Source organism: Shewanella putrefaciens, from assembly GCF_016406305.1.
Lineage (GTDB): Bacteria > Pseudomonadota > Gammaproteobacteria > Enterobacterales > Shewanellaceae > Shewanella > Shewanella putrefaciens_C.
Window position 1 is genome coordinate 4,018,360 of the sequence record NZ_CP066369.1, and the last position, 19,912, is coordinate 4,038,271.

Here is a 19,912-nt window from a genome sequence, read left to right on the forward strand (position 1 = left end):
ACGGGCTTCGCCCTGCTAGGACGCTGCAAAGAACGCAGCTGCTAGATTCTAGATTCTAGATTCTAGAAGGAGCGTAGCGACGCCCTAGCACCTAGCGGCGCAGCCATGATAATCTTAACCCCATACGCAAGCAGGCAGTTTCAGTCATGCCCACTCGCCCGACGTACAAGTGCAAGGATCCCAATCATGTTAGAAAACGATATTCGCCACGCCGTAAAAACCGCCCTCGCCGAAGACCTAGGTGGCACTGACATTAACGAGCATACCAAAGCCATTGCCTACGGCGATATCACCGCCCTGCTGATCCCCGCCGATAAATATGCAGAAGCGACCCTTATCACCCGCGAGGAAGGGGTATTTTGCGGTAAAGCCTGGGCGGAACAGGTCTTTAACCAATTAGGAGCCGAAGTCGCATTACATTGGCATGTCGATGATGGTGACCTCGTATTACCCAATCAAGTCCTCTGTGAATTATCTGGCCCGGCCCGCACTATACTCACCGGCGAGCGCACCGCCATGAACTTTATTCAAACCCTATCGGGCGTGGCCACATTAACTAAGCATTATGTCGATAAACTGGCAGGCACGCATACACGCCTACTCGACACCCGCAAAACCATTCCCGGCCTACGCACGGCGCAAAAATATGCCGTCACCTGTGGCGGCGGCAAAAATCACCGGATAGGCCTCTATGATGCGTTTTTAATTAAGGAAAACCACATCATGGCCTCTGGTGGGATCCGCCAAGCGGTCGATGCCGCCCGCAGCCTCTATCCTAATAAGCCCGTCGAAGTTGAGGTTGAATCCTTAAGCGAACTGGCATTAGCACTGGATTCTGGCACAGATATCATCATGTTAGATAACTTTGATATCACTATGATGGTCGATGCCGTTGAGCTTAACAATCAGTATCGTGCCAAAGGCGCGGGGGCCAAGCTCGAAGTCTCGGGCAATGTCACCTTAGACACCTTAGCCGAGTTCGCCAAAACGGGCGTCGATTATATTTCAGTAGGCGCGCTCACTAAGCACGTTCGCGCACTCGATCTATCAATGCGGCTAAAAAGCTAAAAAGGGCGCTTCGCTGCTAGAACGGACTTCGTCCTGCTAGAGCGTCGCTACGCTCCTTCTAGAATCTAGGGCCTAGAACCTAGATTCTAGATTCTAGCAGCTGCGTTTTTTGCAGCGTCCTAGAAGCGAAGCGCTCTAAGCTCTAACATACGCAGCCCCCCCCTTTCTCCTCATACAAATTAATGACTAAATATTGGCATTAGTCATACTTGCAGCACTTATATTGACTATGTCAATTTTTTGTTAGAACAGAATTCGGTATGTTGCCAGTTCTTTAGACAAAATAATCATTTTATTCATGTTTTCGGTAAAATTGTTGTTTCATTTTATTTAACTTTGTACTAACTTTTACATAGGCGAGATGGCCATAGGCCAACCTCACCAAAGGCAAGCATATGCCATCTGCACGTTTGTATAAGTGTATAAGCCTGCTGATACAGGGGATGATACAAAGGTGGAGCGAAGGTTGGAGTAAAGAGAGTGTCAAAAATGTGTCAGCCGAAAGTTGGCACAACAATGAGACCTCAAATATGCTTGATGCGTCACCTTAAAGGTATTGACTGATAAAGCGTCCAGCAATGGCTTTAGGGGGAGGTAAAGGTTCATCGTAGGTGAAGCAATACTAAAGCAGTAAGCTTTCCCTAACGATAGATCAACTTAAGGTACGGTTGCCGAAAGGTGTATCTTTTAACCATGCTAATTAGCCCTAAGCGCTTAGACTTACATTAACTAGCGGTCGCGTAACGTTGACTTGTAAAATAAATGTAAAAATGCTTAGGTTAAACCATAAAAACGTGGCGATATAAGATAGCTACAAGACAGATAGATGACAGAGCATCTGTAGTGCGATGTTATATATCAAACAAATTAGTAACTTACTGCGTAAGCTGGAGAGATAAAATGAAAGGTCTTCGTTTAAATAAAGGGCTAAATAAGCAAGCTCAAGGTTTTACCTTAATCGAATTAATGATTGTTGTCGCCATTATCGGTATTTTGGCCGCAATCGCACTACCTGCGTATCAACAATACACTCTTAAATCTAAATTTTCTGAAGTTGTATTAGGAACTGCAGCCACTAAGACTGCTGTTGAGATTTGCGCACAAGATCTTGCGACTGTAACAGGTTGTTCTGATGGTTCGAATGGCAATGGTTGGTCATTGGCTGCTGTTGGAGCTTCAGGTAATATACTATCGATTACAACTGCCGATGGTGTTATTACAGCAACAGCTGCAACTGCAAATGGTTTAACAGGTCAGACTTATACACTAACCCCTGCTTATGCAAATGGAAAAGTAACTTGGACAATCGGTGGTACATGTAAGACTGGTACACCTGTAATGTGCTAATTGAAAATTTCGGGGTTAAGCTCATATAACGACTTAAACCCCGATTTCAATTACTCAAATCCATATTCGTTGTTTTGGAAAAGCTTTCTCTTATGCCAACAACAGGTCTTCATCTCGGTTTATCTACCCTCTTTATCCGTAAGGGCCTGCTAAATGAAGAGCAGATGGCGAATGCCATCACCAAATCCCGCCAAACAAAACAAGCCCTAGTTAGCACCTTAGTGCAGGGCAAACTGATCTCGGCCCGCGCCATTGCCGAGCTTTGCTATGAGGAATATGGCACACCGCTACTGGATTTAGCTGAATTTGATATTAGCGCCATCCCCGAAGAATTTATCAATAAAAAACTGATTGAAAAACACCGCTGCCTACCGCTGTTTAAACGGGGCAATCGCCTCTATATTGGCACCTCCGACCCCACCAATATCGCCGCGCTGGAGGATTTTCAGTTTAGCGCCGGCCTACATGCCGAAGCCATTTTGGTGGAGGAAGATAAGCTCGCTAAGGCACTGGAAAAAATCCTCGAAGAGGATATTACCGGCCTAGATTTAGGCGGTATGGATGAGGCGGCGCTGGCGGGGATTGAAATCACCGATACCGATAGGCGCAATGAGGAACCCACGGGGGATAGCAGTGACGATGCCCCTATCGTTATTTATATCAACAAGATATTAACCGATGCTATTCGTAAGGGCGCATCGGACTTGCATTTTGAGCCCTATGAGAAACGCTACCGCATTCGTTTTCGTATCGATGGGATTTTGCATGAGGTCTCAGAGCCGCCCATTAGCCTGGCGGGCAGGTTATCGGCCCGGTTAAAGGTAATGTCAAAACTCGATATTGCCGAGCGCCGGGTGCCGCAGGATGGGCGGATAAAAATGAAGCTCTCCCGCACTAAGTCCATCGACTTTCGGGTGAGCACCCTACCCACCCTCTGGGGTGAAAAAATTGTAATGCGGATCTTGGACTCCTCCTCCGCACAATTGGGGATTGAAAAGCTCGGTTACGAGCCGGACCAAGAGAAACTCTATTTAGAAATGCTGGCCAAACCCCAGGGGATGATCCTCGTTACTGGTCCCACGGGTTCGGGTAAAACCGTCTCCCTTTATACTGGGTTAAATATTCTTAATACCGAGGAACGTAATATCTCTACCGCCGAAGATCCGGTGGAAATTAACCTCGAGGGTGTCAATCAGGTTCATATTAACTTAAAGGCGGGGCTAACCTTTGCCTCGGCCCTGCGGTCATTTTTACGCCAAGACCCAGATGTAGTTATGGTGGGGGAAATTCGCGACTTAGAAACCGCTGAGATTGCCATTAAGGCGGCGCAAACGGGTCACTTAGTGTTATCGACCCTACACACTAACTCGGCGGCGGAAACCTTAACCCGTTTAATCAATATGGGCGTACCTGGCTATAATATCGCCAGTTCAGTCAACCTGATCATCGCCCAGCGCCTCGCCCGTAGACTCTGTCCCGAGTGTAAGCAGAGTGAAGATGTTCCCGAACATGAATTGCTGCGGTTAGGTTTTAGTGAAGCACAAATTACCCAAGGTTTTACCAGCTTTAAGCCCGTTGGCTGTGAGCATTGCTCCGGCGGCTATAAGGGCCGCGTGGGGATTTATGAGGTGATGAAAATGTCCGATGAAATTGCCCGCACTATTATGGAAGGTGGCAACTCACTGCAAATAGCCACCCAAGCTAAGGCCCAAGGCATGCGCGATCTGCGCCAATCAGGCTTATTAAAAGTGATACAGGGCGTAACCAGTATTGCCGAAGTCAATCGGGTGACGAGTTTTTAACAAGGCTTGATCACAGAACGTCACTGTGTGACTGACAGAATATGGAACGCTACGCTCACCGAAAAACGTTAAAAATAGGCTTTATACTATAATACTGTAAGCGCAGCGTTCCGAACACAGTAAGGGCGCAGCCCGTTCTGTAAGCGCAGCGCTCCTCTTCGTTTTTCAACCTAACAGGATTATTTATGGCTACGGCAACGACATTAAAAAAGCCCCGCGCCAAAAAGACGGAGCAAAAAGGCCAACCGAAAATTTATACCTTTGAATGGAAAGGGGTAAACCGCGATGGCGCCAAAACTGGCGGCGAACTCAAGGGCGCCACAGTTGCCGAAATAAAAAGCCAGCTTAAATCCCAGGGTGTTAACCCTAAAGTAGTGCGTAAAAAATCCGCACCCTTCTTTGCCCGTAATCCCGATATTAAACCTATGGATATCGCTATGGTAACTCGCCAAATTGCCACTATGTTGGCGGCGGGCGTTCCCCTAGTGACCACCATAGAAATGTTAGGTCGCGGTCATGAAAAACTAAAGATGCGTGAACTCCTAGGCACTGTGCTTTCGGAAATCCAATCGGGTATTCCATTATCGGACGCGCTGCGCCCCCATAGGCGTTATTTCGATGATTTATATGTCGACTTAGTCGCAGCGGGTGAGCACTCGGGCTCACTCGATGCGGTATTCGATCGTATCGCCACCTATAGGGAAAAAGCCGAGCAGTTAAAATCGAAAATTAAAAAAGCCATGTTCTACCCCGCAGCCGTAGTTGTAGTCGCAGTTGCCGTTACTGTACTATTACTGCTCTTTGTGGTACCGCAATTTGAAGAAATTTTTAAGGGTTTTGGCGCCGAACTCCCCGCCTTCACTCAACTAATTATTGGCATCTCGCGTTTTTTACAGAGCTCTTGGTATTTTTTCTTCGCAGCCATTGTCATCAGTATCTGGTTATTTGTGCGCGCCCACCGTAACTCACAGGCCCTTCGCGACCGCGTCGATGAGCTAGTGCTTAAAATCCCCATTATCGGCGAGATATTGCATAAAGCGGCTATGGCACGATTTTCCCGCACCTTAGCCACTACCTTTGCCGCTGGGGTGCCGCTTATCGATGGCATGGAATCCGCCGCGGGTGCATCCGGCAATGCGGTCTACCGCAAAGCCCTGCTTAAAGTGCGCCAAGAAGTGATGGCGGGGATGCAGATGAACGTCGCCATGCGCACCACTGGGCTTTTCCCCGACATGCTGATCCAAATGGTGATGATAGGCGAAGAGTCAGGCTCACTAGATAATATGCTCAATAAGGTCGCTAATATTTATGAGATGCAGGTGGATGATGCAGTCGATGGCCTATCGAGCCTAATTGAGCCCATTATGATGGTGGTGATTGGCACACTCGTAGGTGGCCTAATTGTGGGTATGTACCTGCCTATCTTCCAAATGGGAAATGTCGTAGGCTAAGGCTAAAGTTAAGAAGGACGCTTCGCTGCTAGGGCGGACTTCGTCCTGCTAGAGCGTCGCTACGCTCCTTCTAGAACATAAGTACATAAAGCTGGATCCCCGCGTCGATAACTGCTCCTGCGTTATTCTACCTCCTGCATCCATGCAGTCGTACGCGAGGATGACGGCTTAAGCGCGACTTAGCTTAGGGCCTAGAATCTATAAGGGCGTAGCCCGTCCTAGCAGCTGCGCTTTTTGCAGCGTTCTAGAAGCGAAGCGCCCTGTTTTTCCAATAACATTATAAGTAAGAGTATGACTGAATTTATCACTTTATTAGGCCAATCTTTTGGCCACTCTTTTGACCAGAGCCCTTGGCTTTTCGTAACCTTAAGCTTTGTTTTTGCGGCGACTATTGGCAGCTTTTTAAATGTCGTTATTCATCGATTCCCTGTGATGATGAAGCGCGAATGGCAGCAGGAATGTAATCAATATTTACAGGAATACCATGCCGATATAGTTACACAAATCGGTATCGAAAAGCTCAACAAACCCATAGATAACTACCCCGAAAAATATAACCTCGTTGTGCCAGGTTCTGCCTGTCCTAAGTGCAAAACCGCGATAAAACCTTGGCATAATCTACCCGTATTAGGTTGGTTAATGCTTAAGGGCAAATGCGCCGCTTGCCACGCTCCTATTTCAAGCCGTTACCCTATTGTTGAATTAATCACGGGCCTTTTGGTGGCGACCTTGGCCTGGCATTTTGGCCCGAGTTGGCAATTTGTCTGCGCCAGCATCTTAACTTTTGTGCTTATCGCACTTACGGGTGTCGATTTGGATGAAATGTTGCTGCCCGATCAATTAACCCTGCCTTTACTCTGGCTGGGATTGCTGCTCAATTTAAACCACACCTTCGTCAGCCCAACCGATGCGATTATCGGCGCTGTAGCGGGCTATTTAAGTTTATGGTCCATTTTCTGGCTGTTTAAGTTACTCACAGGCAAGGAAGGCATGGGTTATGGGGACTTTAAACTGCTGGCGGTATTTGGCGCATGGCTCGGCTGGCAGCTGCTCCCCCTTGTTATCCTGCTCTCATCCTTAGTTGGTGCCGTTGTGGGCCTCACTATGATTGTCACTAAACGCAATCAACTGGGTAACCCCATTCCCTTTGGCCCCTACATCGCCGCCGCTGGTTGGATAGCGGTAATATGGGGACACCCCATAGTGGATTGGTATTTAAGTACGCTGAACTAACAGAGCGTGCTGCGCGTAAGGATAACGGAACGTTCGCAGGCTCACTTACTGAACGCTTCTCTTACGGTAAGGGCGAAGCCCGTTCCGTTATCTGTGAGTCGCGTAGCGACGTTCTGTTATCTGTGAGTCGCGTAGCGACGTTCTGTTATCTGTGAGTCGCGTAGCGACGTTCTGTTATCCCAGAGGCATCCGTAAGTCACGTAGTGACGTTCCGTAGCCGCAAAGCGGTGTTCCGAATTTTTGTAAGCGCAGCGTCCTTCTTAGTTTATTAAGAGAATTTTATGTCTAAATTTGTTGTCGGCCTGACGGGTGGCATTGGTAGCGGTAAAACGACAGTAGCCAATTTATTTGCCGCCGAAGGTATTACTCTGGTCGATGCCGATATCGTTGCCAGGGACGTCGTTGCCCCGGGCTCAAGTGGGCTTAAGGCTATTGTGGCGCATTTTGGCGCGGATATTTTAACCCCTGAGGGCAGTCTCGATCGTGCCAAGCTTAGGCAAAGAATATTTAGCCATGATGAAGAGCGGGAATGGTTGAATCAGCTCTTGCATCCTATGATCCGCCAAGAAATGCAAAAACAGGTAGAAAATGCGACTTCACCATACGTAATTATGGTCGTGCCCTTGCTATTTGAGAATAGGTTAGATAGGTTAGTCAATCGGACTTTAGTGGTGGATATTTCACCGGATTTACAGATTAGTCGTACCGTAAAACGGGACAATGTCGATGCATCTCAAGTAAATAACATCATTAATAGCCAATGTAGTCGCAGCGAAAAACTCGCAAGAGCCGACGACATTATTGATAATCAGGGAGAGATATCAACCTTAAAACGAGAGGTGCTAGCATTGCACCAACGCTATTTACACTTATCCGGTACAAATAACGCCCATGACTGACTTAGTTTACGAACAGCCATTAAACGAGAAAATTCGCAGCTATTTACGGCTCGAATACCTCGATAAGCAGCTGCGTAACAACCTAAGCCACGACCACCAGCATCGATGCTTTTACCCACTGTTTTCCCTGTGTGAATTATCGGAACGCTGTGATTACCGCAATGAAGTCTTAAAAGATATTGAACGAAATCTACTGCAACTCTACAAATGGCAAGGGCTCGACCATGTAGATAATGAGCAAATAGCCTTTTATATTGACGCCCTCATGCAAGCTCGCGATCCCCTGCAAAAACCCGAACGTTGTGGTGGCCAACTCAAACAAGACAGATTTTTATCCGCACTGAGGCAACGTTTTGGAATGCCAGGCGCTTGTTGTAACTTCGATCTTCCCCAACTGCATTTTTGGCTCTCTAAGCCGTGGGAAGAAAGACAGCAAGATTATCTCACTTGGATTGCCCACTTTGAGCCCTTGCTCACGCCCATCACCTTACTGCTGCAACTGACTCGCAGCACCGCACATTATGATAACGCTGTCGCCCATGCTGGTTTTTACCAAGGCGATAGCGCCCAGGCTTTATCCTTAGTTCGGGTTAAAATTGATGCAGCCCAAGGTTGTTATCCCACCATTAGCGGCCATAAAAATCGCTATGCGATCCACTTTGTCCAATTCGATCAGCAACGCCACTCCGATAGATCCATCGATTTCTTACTAGCGACCTGCGCCTGAAGCCTTTACACTAACCGCATTGATCCGTTATCCGTTATCCGTTATCCGTTATCCAGCAGTAAATCACGGGATCCACATTATGCCTTTAACTGTAAACTGCCCTATTTGCAAAACGCCAGTCGAATGGAAGCCAGAGTCCGAATTTAAGCCTTTCTGTAGTGAACGCTGTAAACTTATCGATCTCGGAGATTGGGCATCTGAAAAACATGCCATCCCCGTTAAGTCGGAATTCGATCCCGAGGCATTGGACGAATTTGGCTTCGATGACGATGCCTTCTTTAAGGAATAACCACAGCTAAGCCCAACCCTCTAAGAGTAAAAGCCCATTATGACTAAACGTGTCCATGTTGCCGTCGGCATTATCCTCAATTCAGCCCAGCAGATTTTACTGGCCAAACGACCAGATCACCTGCATCAAGGGGGCAAATGGGAGTTTCCCGGAGGTAAAGTCGAATCGGGCGAAACTGTCACAGAGGCCCTCATCCGCGAGTTAAAAGAAGAAGTGGCACTCGATGTCACCTCAAGCGAGCCTTTTATGGCCTTAAGCTATGACTATCCCGATAAACAAGTGTTACTCGATATCCACACTGTCAGCCATTTCTCAGGAGAAGCGCAAGGACTTGAAGGACAACAAATCGCTTGGGTAAACCAAGGTGATCTTATCGGCTACGATTTCCCCGATGCAAATAAACCCATATTAGACAAGATATTAGAAAAAGCTTCGCTTGCTGATAACGGATAACGGAACGTTCGCTGGCTCACTCACTGAACGCTTCGCTTACGGTCAAAGCTGAAACGATTACCGCGAGAGCGAAGCTCGTTCCGTGCCCTGTAAGGCCGCATGCCGTTCCGTAAGCGCAGCGTCCTAGCAGCAAAGCGTCCTATCTTTACGTGATCCGGCTTACAGCAAATTAACAATGGCCTTTTAGAAAATCGTGATTGATGCTTGAATGCAGATTCACCATTCTTTTCTTCGATTTAGAGGGCATATCATGCACAATAATGTTAAAGCATTACTCGCCACTACAGCCTTATTTTTTAGCTGTCAGGTATTTGCCAACGGTGGCTGTGGATTTGAAGAACAACAACAGGGCTTGATTGCCACCTGCAGTGAGGAGAAACAAGAAGTGATTTTAACAGGCATAGTTGAAGCGCAGCATTTAGTCACCGAACTCAATGAATTTGCTGATGGTTATAAAAGCTATCAGGTGGATACTGCGGCTATTCCCCCCCTAAAAAACATTACCGAACCAACGGAAATCATAGTGATCATCGGCACTTGGTGCCCAGATTGTCACCGTGAAACCCCGCGCTTTATCCGCATAATGGAACAAGTGGCCAACCCCAATATCAAAGTGACTTATATTGGCGTCGATCGCAGCAAGCAAGATCCTGAAGGGCTGGCGGCAAAATACGAGTTTAAACGAATCCCCACCTTTATCGTGCAACAACAAGGTAAAGAAATTGGCCGCATTGTTGAGCGCCCAACGGTATCACTCGAACAAGATTTAGCAGATATATTGAAATAAAGCAGGACGGGCTTAGCCCAGCGAGAACGCTTCGCTTTGCGCTTTTAGCTTTTAAGCCGTCATCCTCGCGTACGACTGCATGGTCAATTTTATTCCATACAAAATATGACATTTCCACCTTCCATGGTGGTCAGATGCAGGAGTTAGAACTCTTTAATTAGCAAGAGTGCAGGAGCACTTATCGATGCGGGGATCCAGCTTTTTACTCACTTCTTTTTAGATGTTTTAACATTCAAGACGTGACTATGGATTCCCGCCTTCACGGGAATGACACCCATGATAGTGCTGCGATAGAGTCTAGATTCTAGATTCTAGAGCGAGCTTGCGAGCGTCCTAGCAGTTGCGCAGCAACGTCCTAGATTCTAGAAGCATTAGCTTTCAATTATCCGCTGGGCTAACATCACCAATACCCCCTCACGCAGTGCGCCGCCCGATAAGTTCAACTGTTCTATGCTTAATAATTCAAACAGCGCTAATAGGATAGCAACACCCGCGGCGAAGGTCGGGGCGCGTTCACTGCTTAAACCTAGGATCCCCGAGAGCAACATATCCTCTTGAACGAGAATTTCGGCCTTAAGTTGATTCAGCACATTGAGAGTAATGGTTTCGGACAGTTTGCGATGCATTAGCACTTCGACCACAGATTGCACCGCACCAGAGGCACCGACAACACAATGCCAGCCAAGGTCACGCAGTGTCTTTCTATGTTCAGCCAGTGTTGCTAGCACCTGCTGTTTCGCATCATCAAAGTCCAATTGCTGCAGGGGCATATTGCTGAAAAACTGCCGATTATAGGTAACACTCCCCATTGGCAAACTGGTTTTGAACAAGACTTGATGGCCATCACCAATAATAAACTCAGTACTCGCCCCGCCAATATCGATAACTAGGCGGCGCCCTTGCCCACAAGTAGTGGCAACCATACCTTGATAGATAAGCTCGGCTTCACGCATACCCGAAATGATATCAATAGGATGACCCAGCAGAGGTAACGCTCGCCGATTAAACTCATCGGCATTATTGATACAGCGAAGGGTCGCAGTGGCAATCACAGCGACGTGATCTTGATGAATTTTGTGTTGGGCTAACATCTGCGCAAACATGCTAAGACAATCGAGGCCACGTTGCATAACCTCTTGATTTAGCGTGCCGTCCTCGTCAATACCTTCGGCTAATCTCACCTTACGCTTATACTTAGCAATAATATGAGGCTGACCACCTTTTGTTTTGGCGATCAGCATATTAAAGCTATTGGAGCCTAGTGTAATGGCGGCATAAGCGGGTGTTGGCATTTACGAATGTCTACGCGTCCTGTCATGGCGAGGTGGACGTCCACCACTACGATGGGCACCTTGGGGACGACCCGCTCCAGAACGCTCACGTAAATTACGCGTGCCACTGGGGTGCTTACGATGGATCTTAACGGGTTGTGGAATATCATCGAGCAGCGCCGCACTATCGTAATTACTCACAGGAATGGAGTGATTAATATAGCTTTCAATCGCCGGCAAGTTCAGTGCATATTCTTCACAGGCAAAACTGATAGATACCCCTTTGTTACCTGCGCGGCCAGTACGACCGATACGGTGTACATAATCCTCACAATCATCAGGTAAATCATAGTTATAGACATGGGATACATCAGAAATATGCAAGCCACGGGCTGCAACATCAGTTGCAACTAAGATATCTAACTGGCCACTGGTAAACTGCTCAAGAATACGAATACGTTTCTTCTGTGGCACATCACCGGTTAATAATCCTACACGGTGACCATCACCCTCAAGCCAAGACCATAAATTTTCACAGCTGTGCTTAGTGTTTGAAAAAACGATGGCTTTTTCAGGCCAATCCTCTTCAATCAAGGTCAATAGCAAACGCATCTTCTCTTCTTGGGAAGGATAGAAGATTTCTTCTTTGATGTTTTTTGAAGTTTTTTCTTCGGGGGCAATCTCAACCTTAACCGGATCATTCATATGATCGTAGGCCAGTTCCTGCACCTTCATAGATAAGGTCGCCGAGAACAGCATATTCAGGCGCTTATTCGCCTCAGGCATACGTCTAAAGAGAAAACGTATATCTTTGATAAAGCCTAAATCGAACATCCGATCCGCTTCATCTAATACCACAGCCTGAATCGAATTGAGGCCGATAATCCCTTGGCGAACGTAGTCAATAATACGGCCTGTGGTACCAATCAGGATATCCACGCCTTGATCGAGCACCTTACGCTGCACGTCATAACTCTCGCCACCGTACACAATCCCCACCTTCAAATGGGTATGTTTAGCCAGCAGAATCGCGTCTTTAGCGATCTGGATAGCCAGTTCACGGGTCGGCGCCATGATAATGGCACGGGGTTGATTTAGCTGACGACCTTCAGGGATCGGGGTCGATAATAAATGGTTAAATGTAGCAACCAAAAACGCCATTGTTTTGCCAGTACCCGTTTGGGCCTGACCAGCGATATCTTTTGATTGAAGTAATACGGGTAATGATAACGCCTGGATTGGCGTACAAAATTCAAAGCCGTTTTCTGCAAGAGCCTGTTTTACCTCTGGATGTAGAGGAAGGTCGGCAAATTTTTGGGTAGATAAATGTGTTTCGCTCATAGCGCAAGCATACCATTTGGGGTTGCAATAAGATACTCGATCGTTTGAAATAGCCACATTGTAAAAAGGTAACTTGAAAAGCTATTTTTCAACCCCAATATACATGGTAAGCCATTAACAAACCAGCAATGGCAACCAAACTGGAGAACATCATGAGCGATAAAATTATATACCTGAGTGACGACAGCTTCGAAAACGACGTATTAAAGTCTGATTTACCAGTATTGGTAGACTTCTGGGCTGAGTGGTGTGGTCCTTGTAAAATGATCGCTCCAATCCTTGATGACGTAGCTGAAGAGTACGCAGGTCGTGTCACTATCGCTAAATTAAACGTTGATCAAAACAATGTTTCTCCTGCGAAATACGGTGTTCGTGGTATCCCAACTTTACTGTTATTCAAGAACGGTGAATTGGCGGCCACTAAAGTTGGCGCATTATCTAAAACTCAATTAAAAGAGTTTATCGACGCACAAATCTAATTTGTTGTCGTATTGAGTGACCTCCGGCACAGGCTATAAATTAATTGTGCCGGAATCCCCCTAAATTTCTGGACGCCCCGCTTTGTTAGTGCTACTTTAATAACCAGATTCTTTCTAACTAAACCACTTCTCGCTCGTCAATCACTATCCTGAATCACAAACTTTACTGATTGATCGCGGTAAGCTTTGTCGCGTAACACAAGACCCCCAAAATGAACTTAACTGAATTAAAAGACACGCCGATATCCGACCTAGTCTCGCTAGCCGAAAATATGAAACTCGAAAATATGGCCCGCGCTCGTAAGCAGGACATTATTTTCTCAATCCTTAAAGCCCACGCCAAAAGTGGAGAAGACATTTTCGGTGGTGGTGTATTAGAAATACTCCAAGACGGTTTCGGCTTCTTACGCAGCTCAGACGGTTCTTATTTAGCCGGACCAGACGATATTTACGTCTCACCAAGCCAAATTCGCCGCTTCAACATGCGAACGGGTGACACCATTTTTGGTAAAATCCGTCCACCCAAAGAAGGTGAGCGTTATTTTGCCCTGTTGAAAGTCAATGAAGTTAACTTCGATAAACCAGAAAACTCCCGTAATAAAATCCTCTTTGAAAACTTAACCCCACTCCACGCAGAAGAACGTATGCGTATGGAGCGCGGCAATGGCTCAACTGAAGATATCACTGCCCGTATTCTGGATTTATGCTCGCCAATCGGCAAAGGTCAACGTGGTTTGATTGTTGCGCCACCAAAAGCCGGTAAAACCTTATTACTGCAAAACATCGCTCAATCCATTACCTATAACAACCCTGAAGTCGTGTTGATGGTATTGCTGATCGATGAACGCCCAGAAGAAGTGACCGAGATGCAACGCCTAGTTAAGGGTGAAGTGATCGCATCTACCTTCGATGAGCCAGCCAGCCGTCACGTACAAGTGGCTGAAATGGTGATTGAAAAGGCTAAACGCCTCGTAGAACACAAGAAAGATGTGGTGATCCTGCTCGACTCTATCACTCGTCTAGCCCGCGCCTATAACACTGTGATTCCTTCATCGGGCAAAGTGTTAACCGGTGGTGTGGATGCTAACGCCCTGCACCGTCCAAAACGTTTCTTCGGTGCTGCACGTAACATCGAACACGGCGGCAGCTTAACCATTATCGCCACCGCATTGGTCGATACGGGTTCTAAGATGGACGAAGTGATCTACGAAGAATTCAAAGGTACAGGTAACCAAGAGCTGCATCTGTCACGTAAAGCGGCAGAAAAGCGCGTGTTCCCAGCCATTGACTTCAACCGCAGCGGTACGCGTCGTGAAGAAAAGCTCACCAATCAAGATGAGCTACAAAAAATGTGGATCCTGCGTAAGATCTTAAATCCTATGGATGAAGTCAGCGCAATGGAATTCTTAATTGATAAATTGGCTATGACCAAAACCAATGAAGAGTTCTTTACTGCTATGAAACGCGCTAAGTCTTAATCTTCGCGAGTCGCTAAAAAAAGCCGCATGATGCGGCTTTTTTGTTATCTAAGATTTTTTTACTGCCAATATTTTACCTAAGCTTTTACTCAAAGCCTGTGTGCGTTGCCGCAGCATTTCCCGCAACAATAAGACGACAGGCGTGACATGCTCCCGCCCAGGGCACACTAAGTACAAATTGACCGACTCGCCACGATATTCGGGCAATAAGGGCACTAAACGCCCTGCCATAATATCCTCTGCCAAATCTAAGCTCGACTTAAACACCAGCCCCTTTCCCGCTACCGCCCAGCGGCGCGCAATTTCAGCATCATTGGCACTACGATTCCCCGTGACGCGGACTTTGCATTCCTGGCCATCACGCTCAAATTGCCATTGGTCGTGAGTTCGATCATCTAACTTATAAAACAAGCAATTATGCTGTGTCAGTTGTTCTAATGTCTCAGGTTTACCAAACTTGGCAAGGTATTCTGGCGATGCACATAGCACTCTGTCGGCACTGCAAATCGGAAAGGCTACTTGATTAGAATCCTGCGGCTTACCATAGCGCACTGCCACATCAATTTTATCGTGGTAAAAACTGCTGATATTGTCGCCCAAATGCAAACGTACTTGCAGCTGTGGAAAATCTAGGAGGAAGTCATCAAGCCAAGGGACGAATAAGTTTCGCCCAAAGTCTGATGAAACCGACAGGCTTAAGGTGCCAGAGACCTTACCTTTATCGCTGGCGATCGCCTGCTCTCCAAGGGCGAGATCACTTAAGGCGCGGCGACAATGGATTAGGTAACGCTCACCTTGAGCGGTTAATCTAAGGCTGCGGGTTGTGCGCACAAATAGGCTGGTATCAAGCTGTTTTTCAAGGCGTTTAATCGCTGCGCTCGCTGAAGCAGCAGATAGGTCCATTTCGGCCGCTGCGGCCGAAATACTGCCGCAATCGGCAACGCGAACAAATAAGGCGAGATCATTAAGCAACATGATTATCAAATTTCCTTTGAAAAAATTACAAACTTTACCCCGTTTATCTAAAGGTTAATATTTCACACAATGGTGCTCAATGACAAGTGACAGACATGAGTCGCCAGTGAGGAATGATTATGAGAGCCGTAGGTTACCAAACAGCAGGCGCAGTCGATGCGCATAATGCATTAGAAAACATCACATTAGCCAAACCAACTCCAACGGATTTTGATTTGTTAGTCGAGGTTAAGGCCATATCGGTTAACCCCGTTGATACCAAGATCCGCGCATCAAGCTCAGCGCCTGCTGGGGAGTATAAAATCCTCGGTTGGGATGCCGTTGGCGTTGTAAAAGCTATCGGGGACAAAGTCAGCCTATTTAAGGTAGGCGATGAAGTTTGGTATGCCGGCGATATTAGCCGCAGTGGTAGTTATGCCGAATATCAGTTAGTGGATGAGCGCATTGTCGGCCATAAACCGCAAACCTTAAGCAACGCACAGGCGGCAGCCTTACCCTTAACCAGTATCACGGCTTGGGAATTGCTGTTTGACCGTTTAGGTCTACCACAGGATGGCTCCGCCACGGATGCACGTATTTTAATTATCGGTGCCGCAGGTGGTGTGGGTTCGATTATCACTCAACTGGCGGTCAAATTGACTGGAGCAGAGGTTATCGGTACCGCATCACGGCCAGAATCAGCAACTTGGGTGCAAACCTTAGGTGCCGATGCAGTGATTAATCACAATAAACCCCTCTCGGAAGAGCTGGCTAAGCTCGATATTGCCGATGTCACCCATGTGATTAGCCTGACCCAAACCGATAAGCACTTTGACGAAATTGTAAAAGTGCTCAAACCACAAGGAAAACTGGCACTGATTGATGATCCGGTAGCCCCGTTAGATGTGATGAAGCTTAAGCGTAAAAGCCTGTCGCTGCATTGGGAGCTGATGTTTACCCGCAGCCTGTATCAAACCGAGGATATGATTGCCCAGCACCATCTACTCAATCGCATTGCAGAGCTTATCGATACCGGCAAAGTAAAAAGCACCTTTGGTGAGCATTACGGCACGATTAATGCGCAAAACTTGCTAAAGGCCCATGCACAAATTGAGTCGGGCAAAGCGATTGGTAAAATTGTGCTTGAGGGATTTAGCCAATGAAAATCACGGTTTTTGCGCAAATCCAAGCGCATTCAGGCCAGAGTGATTCACTCTTTAAAGTCCTCAAACAACTGGTAAGTGACACCCACACCGAGGCAGGTTGTTTGGAGTATACGCTGCATCATTCTTTAGATAATGCTAATCAGTTTTGGATGTATGAAGTGTGGCGATCACAAGCGGCGATTGATGCACATATGGCAAGCCATCACTTTAATGCCTTTGTCGTCGCTTCCGAAGCGTTAGTGGAAAAAGTCGAGATCCATAAGAGTTATGCTTGCTAACGTCATTAACAAAAAAGCGCCAAACTTGGCGCTTTTTATTTTAAAATCAAAGCAATAAAATTTATTAAACCAATGTCATTGCCATTTTACGGCGCAGATAGGCGATTTGTTGCATATGGGGTAAATCCTTAGGGCAGTTATCCTGACATCCAAGTAAGGTCATACAACCAAAGACCCCATCCTGATTACCGATCACATGGTAAAAATCCTCTGCTGTGCGGGCGTCACGACTATCCATCTCGAAACGGGCAATTTTCATCATGCCCACTGCACCAACAAAAGTTTCACGCATTTGTTTAGTCGCACAGGCTGAAACACACACACCGCACTCAACACAGCGCTCTAGCTCATACAGGCGTGCAGCTTCGTCTGGGTCCATAGGATCTTCTAGGCGATGCACGCTTATATCATTGGCCTTAGGATGTAACCACAGCTTTAAGCGTTCGGCTAATTCACGCATAAACTTACCCGTGTTAACCGAGAGATCACCAATCAACTCAAAGCCAGGTAGCGGCATAAGAGTAATTTCACCCTTAGGGTATTTAGCGGTTAAGGTGCGGCAAGCCAACGTTGGGAAGCCGTTGATCACCATAGCGCAGCTACCGCAAATACCGGCGCGGCAAACAAAATCAAACTGCAGGGAAGTATCTTGTTCTTCCCTGAGTTTATTCAGGGCGATAAATACTGTCATCCCAGGGGTTTCAGTTAACTGATAACGCACCATTTTCGGCTTATCGTTTGGCTCCTGCGGATCATAACGAAAGATATTAAAGGTGAGCGTGCGACCTTGGCTCATTATGATTTTTCTCCTAACGCATTGGCAGATGGGCTTTTTAAAGTATCACTTAATCGTTCGTTCTTAGGTTGTAGGCTCGGTGGCAACTCAAATGGCATAAGGGCCTGTTGCCGCTGATAGCGGTCAGCATCCTCACCTAGTGAGGCCAAAATCTCGGCAATTTGCTGCTCGCGCTTCTCGGTATCGGGATGCACTATGGCATTGTTAATACCATAACCGCGGTAACCCGGCGGTAATTCCATTTTCATTACATCGAGCGCTTCGTAATTCAGCACAGGTTCGAGGGCGTTGGCGTCGGGCCAACTCGCTAGGGTGCGATTTAACCAATCACGGTCATTGCGCTGCGGATAATCCTCACGGGCATGGGCGCCGCGACTCTCGGTACGCGCCGCAGCACCGCAGGCAACAGTTAGTGCCACTTTGAGCATACGCTTAACCCGCAGGGCTTCGACCAACTCAGGATTAGCATGGCGTTTTTTACATTTAAGCCCAAGCTTACGCGAACGCTCGAGCAACACTTTAAGTTCGGCGACGGCCTTATCTAGCTCAGGCCCATTACGGAAAATCCCCACATAATCCATCATAATGCGCTGCATTTCACGCTTGATTTCGAAGGGATTCTCCTCCCCATTGCCCTCGACCAAAGTGTCGATTTCAGCTTGCACTTGCTGCATAAATTGCTCGGCAAGCTTAGTATCGATTTCAAGGCTATTATTTTCACAGAAATCGGCGACATACTTACCGATAATCATGCCGCCAACCACAGTTTCGGCCAGCGAATTACCCCCGAGGCGGTTAAAGCCGTGCATATCCCAACAGGCCGCTTCACCCACGCTGAACAAGCCCTTAAGTTGCGGGCTTTCACCCGTGGCATTAGTGCGAATACCGCCCATAGAGTAATGCTGGGTTGGCCGCACTGGGATCCAGTCTTTCGCGGGATCGATACCGAGGAAATTCTCACAAATTTCCTGCACTTCCCTTAAGTTAGTTTCGATATGTTTACGGCCCAGCAGTGTAATATCCAACCACAGGTGTGGCCCATAGGGGCTATCGACGCCCTTGCCCTTACGCATATGTTCTGTCATGCGCCGTGAGACTACGTCCCGTGATGCCAGTTCTTTTTTCTCGGACTCGTAGTCCGGCATAAAGCGGTAGCCGTCTTTATCCCGCAATAAGCCGCCATCACCACGGCAACCTTCAGTGGTTAAAATCCCCACGGGCACAATCGCCGTGGGATGAAATTGCACCGCTTCCATATTGCCTAGGGTCGCGACGCCCGTTTCGAGAGCTAAGGCTTGACCTATGCCTTCGCAGATAATCGCATTGGTCGAAACCTCGTAAATACGGCCATAGCCGCCAGTCGCAATCGTTGTAGACTTAGCCACATAGGCACGCAACTCGCCGCTGATAAGGCAGCGGGCGATGACCCCATGGCAACGTTTACCATCGTGAATAATCGCCAGAGCTTCGACTCGCTCATGCACTGGGATGTCCATGGAAATCGCTTTATTATCCATGGCATATAGCAGTGAGTGACCAGTGCCATCGGCGGTATAACAAGTACGCCACTTTTTAGTGCCACCAAAATCGCGGGCATTGATTAACCCATGCGCTTCCTGCGCCTCATGGAGAGTCACCTTTTGCGCGTTGACTATCACTTCCCTTGGGCCAGCCGTCACCCTTGACCAAGGCACGCCCCAGTTGGCCAACTCACGCACGGCCTTAGGTGCGCAGTGGGCAAACATCCGCGCGACCTCTTGGTCGCATCCCCAATCGGAACCTTTCACTGTGTCTTGAAAATGCACGTCTTCATCGTCACCCATTCCCTTAACGGCATTACCTAAGCTCGCCTGCATTCCCCCTTGAGCGGCTGCCGAATGTGAACGTTTGGCCGGAATAAGCGATAAAACTAAGGTATCGAGCCCACGCTCTTTGGAGGCAATCGCCACCCTTAAGCCTGCCAGCCCCGCACCAACCACTAATGAATCGGTATAAATCAGTTTCACGCCTGCTCCTTAATGGGATCTGCTGTTATTGTCGGGTTTATTCGCATATTATCTTTGTTGCAACTCATTATTATTAATTGATTTTAT

The 19,912-nt window shown here is 47.4% G+C and carries 19 protein-coding genes; 14 read left to right on the forward strand and 5 right to left on the reverse strand.

All coding sequences use genetic code 11. The annotated features are described in order from the left end of the window. The first annotated feature begins 186 nt into the window (after positions 1 to 186). The 10 genes from nadC (at position 187) to JFT56_RS17500 (ending at position 10,056) form a co-directional block, all read left to right on the forward strand. Entirely contained in the window at positions 187 to 1,068 is an 882-nt protein-coding gene (nadC, locus tag JFT56_RS17455; protein ID WP_198781253.1) for a carboxylating nicotinate-nucleotide diphosphorylase, read from the forward strand. 900 nt (positions 1,069 to 1,968) lie between these two features. Continuing rightward, positions 1,969 to 2,415, forward strand: a complete 447-nt coding sequence (locus JFT56_RS17460) for a pilin (RefSeq protein ID WP_198781254.1) — start codon at positions 1,969 to 1,971, stop codon at positions 2,413 to 2,415. Between the two features lie 92 nt (positions 2,416 to 2,507). Further along, a complete protein-coding gene (gene pilB / locus JFT56_RS17465; protein ID WP_198781255.1) occupies positions 2,508 to 4,217 on the forward strand; it encodes a type IV-A pilus assembly ATPase PilB in 1,710 nt (569 codons plus the stop codon). Positions 4,218 to 4,402: 185 nt separating this feature from the next. After that, positions 4,403 to 5,668: a type II secretion system F family protein gene (locus JFT56_RS17470; protein ID WP_198781256.1), complete on the forward strand. Its 1,266-nt coding sequence runs from the start codon at positions 4,403 to 4,405 to the stop codon at positions 5,666 to 5,668. Positions 5,669 to 5,959: 291 nt separating this feature from the next. Further along, positions 5,960 to 6,901 (forward strand): prepilin peptidase, encoded by a 942-nt coding sequence (locus JFT56_RS17475; RefSeq protein WP_198781257.1) that lies wholly within the window; start codon positions 5,960 to 5,962, stop codon positions 6,899 to 6,901. Positions 6,902 to 7,182: 281 nt separating this feature from the next. Then, on the forward strand, positions 7,183 to 7,800 hold the full coding sequence (gene coaE, locus JFT56_RS17480) for a dephospho-CoA kinase (protein ID WP_198781258.1): 618 nt from the start codon (positions 7,183 to 7,185) through the stop codon (positions 7,798 to 7,800). After that, positions 7,793 to 8,527, forward strand: a complete 735-nt coding sequence (gene zapD / locus JFT56_RS17485) for a cell division protein ZapD (RefSeq protein WP_198781259.1) — start codon at positions 7,793 to 7,795, stop codon at positions 8,525 to 8,527. Before coaE ends, zapD begins: the two co-directional genes overlap by 8 nt. Positions 8,528 to 8,606: 79 nt before the next feature. Beyond that, positions 8,607 to 8,816 (forward strand): DNA gyrase inhibitor YacG, encoded by a 210-nt coding sequence (yacG, locus tag JFT56_RS17490; protein WP_198781260.1) that lies wholly within the window; start codon positions 8,607 to 8,609, stop codon positions 8,814 to 8,816. 39 nt (positions 8,817 to 8,855) lie between these two features. Further along, a complete protein-coding gene (mutT, locus tag JFT56_RS17495) occupies positions 8,856 to 9,269 on the forward strand; it encodes an 8-oxo-dGTP diphosphatase MutT (protein WP_198781261.1) in 414 nt (137 codons plus the stop codon). Positions 9,270 to 9,519: 250 nt separating this feature from the next. Further along, the gene (locus JFT56_RS17500) at positions 9,520 to 10,056 is read left to right on the forward strand and encodes a thioredoxin family protein (RefSeq protein ID WP_198781262.1); all 537 of its coding nucleotides are present in this window, start codon (positions 9,520 to 9,522) and stop codon (positions 10,054 to 10,056) included. A 371-nt stretch (positions 10,057 to 10,427) separates the two neighbouring features. Here the strand turns inward: JFT56_RS17500 and JFT56_RS17505 are convergent, their stop codons facing one another. Both JFT56_RS17505 and rhlB read right to left on the reverse strand, forming a co-directional pair. After that, positions 10,428 to 11,348 (reverse strand): exopolyphosphatase, encoded by a 921-nt coding sequence (locus tag JFT56_RS17505; RefSeq protein ID WP_198781263.1) that lies wholly within the window; start codon positions 11,346 to 11,348, stop codon positions 10,428 to 10,430. Beyond that, complete coding sequence (rhlB, locus tag JFT56_RS17510; RefSeq protein ID WP_198781264.1) at positions 11,349 to 12,668, reverse strand: ATP-dependent RNA helicase RhlB; 1,320 nt, start codon at positions 12,666 to 12,668, stop codon at positions 11,349 to 11,351. It lies immediately after the preceding gene. 152 nt (positions 12,669 to 12,820) lie between these two features. Between rhlB and trxA the strand changes: the two genes are divergently transcribed. Then, entirely contained in the window at positions 12,821 to 13,147 is a 327-nt protein-coding gene (trxA, locus tag JFT56_RS17515; RefSeq protein WP_037459347.1) for a thioredoxin TrxA, read from the forward strand. Between the two features lie 212 nt (positions 13,148 to 13,359). After that, the gene (rho, locus tag JFT56_RS17520; protein ID WP_198781265.1) at positions 13,360 to 14,625 is read left to right on the forward strand and encodes a transcription termination factor Rho; all 1,266 of its coding nucleotides are present in this window, start codon (positions 13,360 to 13,362) and stop codon (positions 14,623 to 14,625) included. 48 nt (positions 14,626 to 14,673) lie between these two features. On the opposite strand, the gene JFT56_RS17525 is transcribed toward rho, so the two are convergent. Next, positions 14,674 to 15,600: a LysR family transcriptional regulator gene (locus tag JFT56_RS17525; protein ID WP_198781266.1), complete on the reverse strand. Its 927-nt coding sequence runs from the start codon at positions 15,598 to 15,600 to the stop codon at positions 14,674 to 14,676. Between the two features lie 119 nt (positions 15,601 to 15,719). Here JFT56_RS17525 and JFT56_RS17530 point away from each other — a divergent pair, with 119 nt between their 5' ends. Further along, positions 15,720 to 16,742 (forward strand): zinc-binding alcohol dehydrogenase family protein, encoded by a 1,023-nt coding sequence (locus JFT56_RS17530; RefSeq protein WP_198781267.1) that lies wholly within the window; start codon positions 15,720 to 15,722, stop codon positions 16,740 to 16,742. Continuing rightward, complete coding sequence (locus JFT56_RS17535) at positions 16,739 to 17,023, forward strand: putative quinol monooxygenase (RefSeq protein WP_198781268.1); 285 nt, start codon at positions 16,739 to 16,741, stop codon at positions 17,021 to 17,023. The genes JFT56_RS17530 and JFT56_RS17535 overlap by 4 nt, the downstream gene beginning before the upstream one ends. Before the next feature lie 64 nt (positions 17,024 to 17,087). On the opposite strand, the gene JFT56_RS17540 is transcribed toward JFT56_RS17535, so the two are convergent. Continuing rightward, a complete protein-coding gene (locus JFT56_RS17540; RefSeq protein WP_198781269.1) occupies positions 17,088 to 17,819 on the reverse strand; it encodes a fumarate reductase iron-sulfur subunit in 732 nt (243 codons plus the stop codon). Continuing rightward, positions 17,819 to 19,825 carry a fumarate reductase flavoprotein subunit gene (locus tag JFT56_RS17545; protein ID WP_198781270.1) on the reverse strand — a complete coding sequence of 669 codons (2,007 nt, stop codon included), beginning with the start codon at positions 19,823 to 19,825 and terminating at the stop codon, positions 17,819 to 17,821. The genes JFT56_RS17540 and JFT56_RS17545 overlap by 1 nt, the downstream gene beginning before the upstream one ends. Between the last annotated feature and the right edge of the window lie 87 nt (positions 19,826 to 19,912).

Bases quoted from the DNA above. Each gene is read 5' to 3' on its own strand.
- rho (WP_198781265.1), top strand. From the start codon at position 13,360: ATGAACTTAACTGAATTAAAAGACACGCCGATATCCGACCTAGTCTCG.
- pilB (WP_198781255.1), top strand. From the start codon at position 2,508: ATGCCAACAACAGGTCTTCATCTCGGTTTATCTACCCTCTTTATCCGT.
- zapD (WP_198781259.1), top strand. From the start codon at position 7,793: ATGACTGACTTAGTTTACGAACAGCCATTAAACGAGAAAATTCGCAGC.
- JFT56_RS17500 (WP_198781262.1), top strand. From the start codon at position 9,520: ATGCACAATAATGTTAAAGCATTACTCGCCACTACAGCCTTATTTTTT.
- coaE (WP_198781258.1), top strand. From the start codon at position 7,183: ATGTCTAAATTTGTTGTCGGCCTGACGGGTGGCATTGGTAGCGGTAAA.
- JFT56_RS17505 (WP_198781263.1), bottom strand. From the start codon at position 11,348: ATGCCAACACCCGCTTATGCCGCCATTACACTAGGCTCCAATAGCTTT.
- JFT56_RS17475 (WP_198781257.1), top strand. From the start codon at position 5,960: ATGACTGAATTTATCACTTTATTAGGCCAATCTTTTGGCCACTCTTTT.
- JFT56_RS17530 (WP_198781267.1), top strand. From the start codon at position 15,720: ATGAGAGCCGTAGGTTACCAAACAGCAGGCGCAGTCGATGCGCATAAT.
- JFT56_RS17525 (WP_198781266.1), bottom strand. From the start codon at position 15,600: ATGTTGCTTAATGATCTCGCCTTATTTGTTCGCGTTGCCGATTGCGGC.
- JFT56_RS17540 (WP_198781269.1), bottom strand. From the start codon at position 17,819: ATGAGCCAAGGTCGCACGCTCACCTTTAATATCTTTCGTTATGATCCG.
- nadC (WP_198781253.1), top strand. From the start codon at position 187: ATGTTAGAAAACGATATTCGCCACGCCGTAAAAACCGCCCTCGCCGAA.
- rhlB (WP_198781264.1), bottom strand. From the start codon at position 12,668: ATGAGCGAAACACATTTATCTACCCAAAAATTTGCCGACCTTCCTCTA.
- JFT56_RS17460 (WP_198781254.1), top strand. From the start codon at position 1,969: ATGAAAGGTCTTCGTTTAAATAAAGGGCTAAATAAGCAAGCTCAAGGT.
- JFT56_RS17470 (WP_198781256.1), top strand. From the start codon at position 4,403: ATGGCTACGGCAACGACATTAAAAAAGCCCCGCGCCAAAAAGACGGAG.
- JFT56_RS17535 (WP_198781268.1), top strand. From the start codon at position 16,739: ATGAAAATCACGGTTTTTGCGCAAATCCAAGCGCATTCAGGCCAGAGT.
- yacG (WP_198781260.1), top strand. From the start codon at position 8,607: ATGCCTTTAACTGTAAACTGCCCTATTTGCAAAACGCCAGTCGAATGG.
- mutT (WP_198781261.1), top strand. From the start codon at position 8,856: ATGACTAAACGTGTCCATGTTGCCGTCGGCATTATCCTCAATTCAGCC.
- trxA (WP_037459347.1), top strand. From the start codon at position 12,821: ATGAGCGATAAAATTATATACCTGAGTGACGACAGCTTCGAAAACGAC.